Below are 9,892 nucleotides of genomic sequence, written 5' to 3' on the forward strand. Positions count from 1 at the left end.
ACTAAATGGAGATCGTTTTAAGCTTTTTTTCTTGCTCTATTTTTTATACCGTTTTTTTATTGAATTTTTAAAACCTTATGAACCATTAATTATAAAATTAAGTATCATTCATTGGATATCTATTTTTATACTGATATATTACTACAAATTTATTATTAGAATTATAAAAAAATATTAAATGCCCACTAGAGATTATATATATTACGATGCTACCCAAAGTATTTGCCCAGAATGTTTACATCTTTGCAATGCAAAAATAGTATTTAAAGATGAGAAAGTATGGATGCTAAAACATTGTAAAACACATGGTGATTCAAAGGTTATGATTGCGGATGATGTAGAGTACTACCGTCAGATAAGAAATTATAACAAACAATCCGAAGTTCCATTAAAATTTAATACAAAAGTACATTATGGCTGTCCTTATGACTGTGGATTGTGCCCTGATCATGAACAACATTCTTGTTTGTCTATAGTAGAAGTTACAGACAGATGCAATTTAGCTTGTCCTACCTGTTATGCTAGTTCAGCTCCTAATTACGGTAATCATAGAACTTTGGAAGAAATTGAAAGAATGTTCGATGCCATTGTAGTCAATGAAGGGGAGCCCGATGTTGTTCAAATTTCAGGAGGAGAACCTACTGTACATCCTCATTTTTTTGAAATCTTAGACTTAGCCAAATCAAAACCTATTAAACATTTAATGGTCAATACTAACGGAATAAGGATAGCTAAAGATATTTCATTTGTGGAAAAACTAGCCTCTTATATGCCAGATTTTGAAATTTATCTTCAATTTGATAGCTTTAAACCTGAAGTTTTAGAAAAAATGAGAGGAGAAGATTTAAGTGAAATTAGAAAAAAAGCAATTGAAAACCTAAATCAATTCAATTTATCTACTACTTTAGTAGTTACTTTACAAAAAGGTGAAAATGACGACGAAATTGGTAAAATTTTAGAATACGCATTACAACAAAAATGCGTTAGAGGAGTTACTTTTCAACCTACTCAAGTTGCGGGAAGAAACGAAAATTATGATGACAACCAAGGTAGAATAACACTAACAGAAGTTCGCAGAAAAATCTATGAACAATATCCCGTTTTTACTCCACAGGACTTGATTCCCGTACCGTGTAATCCCGACGCTTTATGTATGGCTTACGCTCTAAAAATGAATGGTGAAGTTTTTCCAATGACCAATCTTATTAATCCAGAAGACCTTTTAAACAACTCTAAAAATACAATTGTTTTTGAAAGTGATGAAAAACTCAAAAATCATTTACTTACCTTATTCAGTACAGGTATTTCTGTAGATTGTGCTGAAGAAGAACTTGGAGAGTTAATGTGTTGTTTACCAAGAGTAAAATCGGACCACTTACAGTATGATAATTTATTTAGAATTATCATTATGAATTTTATGGATGCACATGATTTTGATGTAAGAGCTGTAAAAAAATCATGCGTACATATCGTTGACAAAAAAGGCAAATTAATTCCTTTTGAAACCATGAATCTGTTTTATAGAGATGAATCTATAAAAGAAATTAGAAAACAACTGAATTAAAAAAGGATGAAAAACAAAAAAATATTATTTGTATTAGCTCTTATGATAATACTATTGATAGTATTTATAGAGCCTATTAGAGCTATTCTAATAGTAGTACTGCTTTCTATTGCAGGATTAGCCGTTTTTGTATCTCCTTTTCCTCTTATTATAGGAATATTACGTTTATTTTTTATAAATGAAAATAAAAAATTTACATTGCAACTGATTACGTATTCTACCATTGTATTAGTAATAGGATCTAGTACTTGTGGTATATTAACTTTTATAAACTAAAGATTATGATAAATGATGTTTTTTTTTCTTTAATTTTTTTTGTAGAAATAGTTAGTGTAATAACTTTTTTTATTGGTCTCATATTAGTTATTTTTTTTAGAAAAGAACCCTATAAGACAATAGCCAAAAAAATATTAATTTATTCAATTATTTCATTTGTAATAGGATTTGGATGCTGTGTAGGAGGGATTGCACTATTTAATTAATGAACTTTAACGCTATATTAACAACTATTTATAAATTATAAAAATACATTTGCTATAGGTAAATATTAAATAATGATTGCTTATTATAGAAAAATACTTTCTTATACCATATTCGTTGTTTCTCTTCTTATGATTTCTTGTGATCAAAAACAGGAGCAGAGAGTCTATTTTGGCGGTGAAATAATAAACCCTAATTCAAAATTTCTTTACCTCTGCAAAGAAGATAAAGTTATAGATACTATAGAATTAGATCGTAACAATCGCTTTTTAGTTAAATATGATACCTTATCTTCTGGTATGTATACGTTTAGACATGAACCAGAGTATCAGTATATGTATGTAGAAAAAGGCGATAGTTTAATGATTAGATTAAATGCCCAAGAATTTGATAATTCATTAACTTTTTGTGGTCGTGGCGATGAAAAAAATAATTTTTTAATAGAATTATTTTTAAAAAATGAAGAAGATAAAAATTCAAGTTTTGACATATACGATGAATCTCTAAAAGAGTTTGAATACAGACTCAACAAGGAATACCAAGAACGGAAAATATTTTATAATGAAAAAAAAGAAGAAATAAGTTGGAATGAGGATTTTGATTTATATGCTAGTTCCATGCTAGAAATGCCCTATTTAACCAAAAAAGAACTCTATCCTTTGGTTCATCAATTTAGAACAAATCAAAAAGTTTGTGGTTTGCTTCCTAAAGATTATTATGATTATAGAAAAGAAATTGATTTTAACAATCAAAAGTTAACGGATTTTGCTCCTTTTGTTGCGTATCTAACCGCTATGCTAAACAATATTACTTGTGATAGTAAAAAAGAAACTATAATTGTAAAAAATAATATAGATAGATTAAAGGTTGCTGATTCTATATTTACCAATAAATCAATTAAAAACTCTGTATTACATAACATAGCTTTTATGTATCTTTTAGAAGATCAAAACACCTCTAATAATAAAACCTTTTTATCAGAATATTATAAACTTTCTACTGATTCATGCAGTAAAAATGCCATTAAAGAAATAGCTAATTCTATTCAATCTTTAGCCAAAAATAAATACTTACCCAAAATTGAACTTATAGATTCAAAAGGAAAAATAGTTAACTCCGTTCCAACTAATGCCCAAAAAACGGTTGTCTTTTTTTGGAGTTCAGAAGCCAAATCACATCTAAAATTAGCTCATAAAAAAGCTATGGAAATTAAGAAAAAAAATCCTGCTATAAATTTTGTAGCCGTTAATATAGATAAAGATCCTAATCAATGGGAAAAGGTTTTAGCACATCATCATTTTGAAATCCCTCAACTTCATGCTAAATATTTTGAAGACATACAGAGTAAATGGGTTATAACTAAAATACATAGAGCCATCTTATTAAATGAAGACAAAACAATTAAAAATGCTTTTATAAATATTTTTGATGCTAAGTTTGATAATTATCTGAAATAATTTTAATTCGTTTTAATCCTTATTAAGTTCTCAAGTTTTTTAAAAACTTGAGAATATTTTTTATATTAATTTAACGTTTTTATGCGTACTCTATTTTTATTTTTTTCTGTTGCCTTGTGGTCTCAATCAATTCCTAAAATTGATTTCATTTCCTTAAAAGCGGAATTAACTCCTTCTTTTAAAACAAGGTCAATTTCAGGAACTTGCCGTTATATAGTTCAAGTAAACCAAAAGATAGATTCTATTAAAATAGATGCCATAAAAATGAAGTTTGAACAAGTTAAAATAAATGGAAAATCTGTAAATTATAAAAACACAAATAAATCACTTGTCCTTTTTGAAGGATACAAAATAGGTAAAAATGAAATAACTTTTAATTACCAAGCTACACCTAAACAAACTATGTATTTTGTAGATATGGGCAATGATTCTTTATTTTTATCTTCTAATAATAAAGAACACATACATAACAAGTATCAAATCTGGACACAAGGTCAAGGAAAATATACTTCGCATTGGCTTCCTAGCTTTGATGATGTAAATGAAAAGCTGGTTTTTCATTTAAGTATTTTTGCAGAACCTTTTTATAAAGTAATTTCAAACGGTGTTCTAAAAAAAATTATACAACCAGGTATAAAAGCAAATAAAAAATGGGTGTATGAAATGAAAAAACCAATGTCTTCCTATTTAGCAATGCTTACGATAGGAGCATTTGATTCAAAAGAAATAGTATCAAAAGGAGGAAAGAAGCTTCAACTATATTATAAATATGAGGATGCAAATAAATTTGACTATACCTATAAATATTCGAAAGAAATTTTTAATTTCTTAGAAAAAGAAATTGATTTAGATTATCCTTGGAAAATATACAAACAAGTTCCTGTCGAGGATTTTTTATATGCAGGTATGGAAAACACTACAGCTACATTATTTTCTCAAGATTTTGTAGTAGATAAAACAGGTTTTAATGATAAAAATTACATAAATGTAAATGCTCATGAATTAGCACATCATTGGTTTGGTGATCTAGTCACAGCAAAAGAAGGAAAACATCATTGGCTACAGGAAGGTTTTGCTACTTATTACGCATTATTGGCGGAAAAACATTTGTTTGGAGATACTCATTTTCAGTTTGAATTACTAAAATATGCCGAAGAAATAAATGCTAATTCTAAAAAAGATACAATTCCTATTTTAAATGAAAAAGCAAGTGTATTAAGTTTTTATAAAAAAGGAGCATGGGCATTACATTATTTGAAAGAATCAATAGGGGATCATTGTTTTAAAAAAGCAGTAAAAGCATATCTAAAAGAATACCAATACAAAAATGTTGAAACAGATGATTTTTTAAATGAAATACAAAAAGTAGCTCCTCATTTTGATATAGCTCAATTTAAAAAAGAATGGTTAGAATCACCGGGTTTTGATATTGAAAAAGTCGTTCAAATTTTGAGTCAAAATAAAGAAGTCAAAAAATATTTTGAATTACAGGAAATGCAAACAATTCCTTTTGATCAGAAAAAAGTATTTTTTGAAAATATTTTACTATCAAATCAATATGTTGCTTTAGTACAAGAAATTATTTATCAATTAGGAAATATTTCTTATCATGAAAAAGCTGAATTGTTAAAATTAGCAATGAATACTAAAAATATAGCTATCCGACAAGCAATAGCAGAAACTATTCAAACAATACCATTAGAATTCAGATCTGATTATGAACAACTTTTGGATGATGAATCCTATATAACTAAAGAAATTGCATTAGTACAGTTATGCAAACAATTTCCAGAAAATTGTGCTATTTATTTAAATAAAACAAAAGAAATAATTGGTTTGAATGATAAAAGTTTTAGAATTACCTGGTTAGGACTCGCTATAAAATCAAAAATAGAAAGAAAAGAAGTATATGAACCATTTTTATCTGAACTTTTAGAGTATACAACTCTAAAATTTAGTTCAACAATAAGGCAAAACGCATTAGAAGTGATCCTTAAAATTAATCCAACTCATCCTATTGTTTTAAAATCATTAGTAAATGCTACGCAGCATCATAAATGGCAATTTGTTCGTTTTTCAAAAAATACAATTAGAGCTATGCTTAAAAAAGAGTATTTTAAGAAAGCTTTTGAAGGCATTCTTCCTAATTTGTCTGGCAAAGAAGAATTATTTTTGCGTAATGAATTAAAATAATAAAAGCAGAATCATAAAATCTCCTCTATATTTTTTTTAATATTTTCAGCAATTTTATCTGTAGGTAAATCATTTTCATCATTTCCAAAAGGATCTTCAATTTCCTCAGCAATAAGCTCTAAACTGGCTAATACATAAAATATGAATATAACAACAGGAATTGTTAAATATCCTAAACTAAAAACATAGCCAAAAGGTAATGACATAACGTAGAAAAAGATAAACTTTTTTAGAAATACACTATAAGAAAAAGGAATAGGGGTATTTTTAATTCGTTCACAAGCACCACAAATATCTAAAAAAGAGGAGAGTTCATTATTTATAAATACTAAATTTTCATCAGAAAGTTTTTTTTCATTTTTTAATTCAATTATCTTTTTAGTCATTAGTTTTACTATTTGACTTGGCTTATGTTTTTTATGGTGTATGTCTACATTTAGTTCATCAAATAACTCTTGATTAATCTGTTCATTTTTTAAATGTAAACTGAGTACTTGAGCAAAATATGGAATAGCCTTTTTAAATAAGACTTTATCTTCTTTATCTATTAAGATAGCAGAAAGTTTTATAGCTAAATTTCTACTATTATTTACTAAGGCTCCCCATTGTTTTCTACCTTCCCACCATCTATCATAAGCAGTATTGGTTCTAAAAACCAAAAGTAGTGAAATAACAAAACCCAACATGCTGTGCATGATGGGTATGTTTTTTAAATTATGTTCTTTAGATAACTTGAAATATTCTAGTTCTAAATAAGCTATAACCCCTGTGTATAATCCAATACTAAGTATTAGTGGTAATAATTGCCTAAAGGTATCTGCTTTATGAAATCTAAAAATAAAGGTAAACCAATCTTTTGTATTATAAGAAATCATTATTATTATTCTTTATCTTTATGAATTCTTTCTAGTATAATTTTTTCTGGAGCATGAAGAACCATTGGAAACTTTTCAATTTTCACAGAGCTTATATCTAATCCAAAAGCACTTTCTTCTGATAATGAAAATTTCTTTAGGAAGAAATAAGTGCTCATAACTATTTTTTCAGCAAAATTCAAGAAACTGTCATTTGAAAGATATTTTTCAGAAAGTATAAATTTAAAATCTCCCAAGATTTTATTTTTATGTAAAGATTCGTAACGACTTGTAATATCTACTTCGCCTTTTTCTACCATATCTTTAATTACTTCTTTAAACATTAAATTGATTTTAGTAGGCTCTCTAAATCCTAAATTAAAATCAATACGGTATAAATCATCTCTAATAATTTCTGTTACACGGTATTCTTTTTTATAAGGTTCATTGGCTACATTAACATGTATAAACCAATAGATATCAGCTCTTTTTGGACGTTTTTGTAAGATAGAATACATTACTTTCTCCTCAATTTCATCTACACGACCTGCATTAGTCATATATACTAAATGAGTAGCGTATTTAGGGATTGATAAATCAACACTTAATTCAGCTAAAACTTTTTTATAATGTTCTACTTTTACAAATTTTGTATAATTTTTACCTATTTGCTTAGCTCTATACCAAACAGCCATGACAAATATTAATAATGAAGCAATAATAAGAGTTACATATCCACCATGAGCAAACTTATCTAAACAGGCTATTAGAAAACTAAACTCAATAGCTAAATAAAATAGGATCACTGGTAGTATTATAAAAACTGTAATACGCTTCATAACCATATAATACATCAATAAAATAGTAGTCATAATCATACATAAAACAATTGCAAGACCGTAAGCTGCTTCCATTTTACCTGATTCTTTAAAATACAATACAATACCTATACAACCCGCTAATAATAACCAATTGATTGAAGGAATATATAATTGTCCTTTTAATACCGTTGGATATTTAATTTTAACTTTTGGCCAAAAATTTAATCGTACTGCTTCATTAATAAGGGTAAAAGAACCTGATATTAAAGCTTGTGAAGCAATAACAGCAGCTAAAGTGGCTATTAAAATTCCGAAGGGTTGAAACCAATCAGGCATTACCAAGTAAAATGGATTAATGTTATTAGGATTAATACTACGTAAAGTTTCTCCTTGATGTTTAATTAAATATGCTCCTTGGCCAAAATAATTTAATAAAAGAGCTATTTTTACAAAAATCCAACTAATTCTAATATTTTGTCTTCCACAATGCCCCATATCAGAATATAAAGCTTCAGCACCTGTAGTACATAAGAAAACAAAACCTAAAACATAAAATCCTTCAGGATGAATTTGTAATAAATGAATAGCATAATAAGGATTAATTGCTCTTAACACATCAAAATTCTGTGAAATTTGAATAATTCCTAAAATAGCCAACATTCCAAACCAAATGGTCATCATAGGCGCAAAAAATTTACCTACCAAACTTGTACCAAATTGTTGAATTAAAAACAATAGTACTAAAATAGTAATTACAATAGGAACCGTATTAATTTGAGGAAAATACAACTGCAATCCTTCTACAGCAGAAGAAACGGATATAGGAGGTGTAATAATTCCATCAGCTAATAGAGCAGAACCTCCTACAATGGCAGGTATAATCAGCCATTTGACTTTCGTTCGTTTAACTAATGCGTATAATGCAAAAATTCCACCTTCTCCGTTATTATCCGCAGATAGTGTCATAATTACATACTTTAACGTGGTCTGGAGAGTAAGCGTCCACAAAATAGCTGAAATACCTCCTAAAACAACATCTGGGCTAATGGCATGATTGCCTATAATAGCTTTCATTACATACAAAGGCGATGTACCAATGTCACCATAAATAATTCCTAAAGTAACAAGAATTCCACCTAAAGTAAATTTACTGTGAAGATCTTGATGATGCGTTGAGCTCATATTTGAAGTTAATAAAATAAAGGACAAAATTAAATATTTACAATTAATTGTTTGTCTTTTTAGGCTTTTTTTTTATGAATAAATAATATTTTTTTTAAGCCATTAAAAACGGATTCTTTTATTTTTAGTTTTTTTGTACTATTTGTTTGTAAAAGAACTAAAATAATTTCTATGATGTTACTCTTCTAATAAATATTACTACTTTTTTAGTAGACAAAAGTAGTAGAGAATCCTATTGAGACAGAAAAAAGAAGATGTATTTAAGAAAAAAGTACCTAAATATACCTTCTTTTTTTGAAAAGTATTTTATTTAAGAAACAAAATAAAAAATAGGTTAAAATTATTACCTGATAATAATTTTATTTCCTTTTTTAAATTTAGATAAACCACTATTTTTCTTTAAAAACAAACCCAAGCCCAATGGATTTTAACATTTTTTTACTAAATGGTGAAAAAAATACAGATTGACCAAAAAGCCAACCAAAAAACATTAACATAAAAGGGTAGAGGGGTAATACTAAAATGAATACTAAAAAATAATAGAAACTCCAATGCAAATTTTCTTTAGTTAAACCCAAAAACTGCATAAAATAAGCAGAAATTTTAGCTGATAAGGAACCATTTATAGCAAATACAATAAAAATAATAGCTAATTGATAATTAGATTTAATTCCCCAACGTTCTTTAAGTTTCTTCATCTATTTTTATTTTCACAAATATAATTAACGTATAGGAACTCTACCAAATAATTGTTGATTATTACTATTTTGAAAGTAAACAAGATAATTGTATATTAAATAATTTACTTCATAGCCATAACGGATATTAGGATCGTAATTTATTTGCATCTGATATAAATTTGGATTATACCTAAAAGATTCTAAAACTCGATTATTCCATTCTCTAATCCATAAACTATTTTTATTTTCAAGAAATGACAAACTATGATATCCTCTTGGAAAGGATCTACTTAGTAACCAATTACTAAAACCAGAGTCAATAATTATTACTTCATAATTAGTATCTTCATTCACGATTTTTACAGTATCTCCGCGAATTATCTCTGAATTTTCTTGCAAATTACTGGTGTTAAATTCACCAGATGATTTACAAGAATAAATCATAAAAATTAGTATCCAAAAAAATATTTTTTCCATTTTAAATTTTATGCAATTGTAATGATATAAACTATTAATTTTCAAAAAATTAAATAACCTTTTCTAAAATTATGAATTTAACTTATTAAATACTCATAATTTAATGTTATAATTTCTAAAATTTTATTAGATATTATGTTTAAAAGAATTTATACCTTCTTTATAAATGAACTATAATTTATAT

General features: G+C 26.9%; 9 protein-coding genes. 5 read left to right on the forward strand and 4 right to left on the reverse strand.

The window, feature by feature from the left end; genetic code table 11:
* The 5 genes from B0A78_RS13130 to B0A78_RS13155 form a co-directional block, all read left to right on the forward strand.
* Positions 1 to 178 (forward strand): prolipoprotein diacylglyceryl transferase family protein (locus tag B0A78_RS13130; protein WP_211282055.1); only part of this gene is annotated, 178 nt, incomplete at its 5' end.
* Positions 179 to 1,564 carry a radical SAM protein gene (locus tag B0A78_RS13135; RefSeq protein WP_065213624.1) on the forward strand — a complete coding sequence of 462 codons (1,386 nt, stop codon included), beginning with the start codon at positions 179 to 181 and terminating at the stop codon, positions 1,562 to 1,564.
* A gap of 6 nt (positions 1,565 to 1,570) precedes the next feature.
* The gene (locus B0A78_RS13140) at positions 1,571 to 1,840 is read left to right on the forward strand and encodes a hypothetical protein (protein WP_097609749.1); all 270 of its coding nucleotides are present in this window, start codon (positions 1,571 to 1,573) and stop codon (positions 1,838 to 1,840) included.
* A 278-nt stretch (positions 1,841 to 2,118) separates the two neighbouring features.
* On the forward strand, positions 2,119 to 3,501 hold the full coding sequence (locus tag B0A78_RS13150) for a TlpA family protein disulfide reductase (protein ID WP_097609750.1): 1,383 nt from the start codon (positions 2,119 to 2,121) through the stop codon (positions 3,499 to 3,501).
* Positions 3,502 to 3,582: 81 nt separating this feature from the next.
* Positions 3,583 to 5,694 (forward strand): M1 family metallopeptidase, encoded by a 2,112-nt coding sequence (locus B0A78_RS13155; RefSeq protein WP_014164569.1) that lies wholly within the window; start codon positions 3,583 to 3,585, stop codon positions 5,692 to 5,694.
* Between the two features lie 11 nt (positions 5,695 to 5,705).
* On the opposite strand, the gene B0A78_RS13160 is transcribed toward B0A78_RS13155, so the two are convergent.
* The 4 genes from B0A78_RS13160 to B0A78_RS13175 form a co-directional block, all read right to left on the reverse strand.
* Positions 5,706 to 6,569, reverse strand: a complete 864-nt coding sequence (locus B0A78_RS13160) for a bestrophin family protein (RefSeq protein ID WP_014164568.1) — start codon at positions 6,567 to 6,569, stop codon at positions 5,706 to 5,708.
* 5 nt (positions 6,570 to 6,574) lie between these two features.
* On the reverse strand, positions 6,575 to 8,551 hold the full coding sequence (locus tag B0A78_RS13165; RefSeq protein ID WP_014164567.1) for a KUP/HAK/KT family potassium transporter: 1,977 nt from the start codon (positions 8,549 to 8,551) through the stop codon (positions 6,575 to 6,577).
* Between the two features lie 389 nt (positions 8,552 to 8,940).
* Complete coding sequence (locus B0A78_RS13170) at positions 8,941 to 9,249, reverse strand: DUF6787 family protein (RefSeq protein WP_014164566.1); 309 nt, start codon at positions 9,247 to 9,249, stop codon at positions 8,941 to 8,943.
* Between the two features lie 24 nt (positions 9,250 to 9,273).
* Positions 9,274 to 9,708, reverse strand: a complete 435-nt coding sequence (locus tag B0A78_RS13175) for a DUF6146 family protein (RefSeq protein WP_097609751.1) — start codon at positions 9,706 to 9,708, stop codon at positions 9,274 to 9,276.
* Positions 9,709 to 9,892: the final 184 nt, after the last annotated feature.

It is taken from the genome of Flavobacterium columnare NBRC 100251 = ATCC 23463 (assembly GCF_002530675.1).
GTDB lineage: Bacteria > Bacteroidota > Bacteroidia > Flavobacteriales > Flavobacteriaceae > Flavobacterium > Flavobacterium columnare.

Excerpts from the sequence above, each read along its gene's own strand:
- B0A78_RS13165 (WP_014164567.1), bottom strand. The coding sequence starts at position 8,551 with ATGAGCTCAACGCATCATCAAGATCTTCACAGTAAATTTACTTTAGGT.
- B0A78_RS13140 (WP_097609749.1), top strand. The coding sequence starts at position 1,571 with ATGAAAAACAAAAAAATATTATTTGTATTAGCTCTTATGATAATACTA.
- B0A78_RS13175 (WP_097609751.1), bottom strand. The coding sequence starts at position 9,708 with ATGGAAAAAATATTTTTTTGGATACTAATTTTTATGATTTATTCTTGT.
- B0A78_RS13155 (WP_014164569.1), top strand. The coding sequence starts at position 3,583 with ATGCGTACTCTATTTTTATTTTTTTCTGTTGCCTTGTGGTCTCAATCA.
- B0A78_RS13150 (WP_097609750.1), top strand. The coding sequence starts at position 2,119 with ATGATTGCTTATTATAGAAAAATACTTTCTTATACCATATTCGTTGTT.
- B0A78_RS13170 (WP_014164566.1), bottom strand. The coding sequence starts at position 9,249 with ATGAAGAAACTTAAAGAACGTTGGGGAATTAAATCTAATTATCAATTA.
- B0A78_RS13160 (WP_014164568.1), bottom strand. The coding sequence starts at position 6,569 with ATGATTTCTTATAATACAAAAGATTGGTTTACCTTTATTTTTAGATTT.
- B0A78_RS13135 (WP_065213624.1), top strand. The coding sequence starts at position 179 with ATGCCCACTAGAGATTATATATATTACGATGCTACCCAAAGTATTTGC.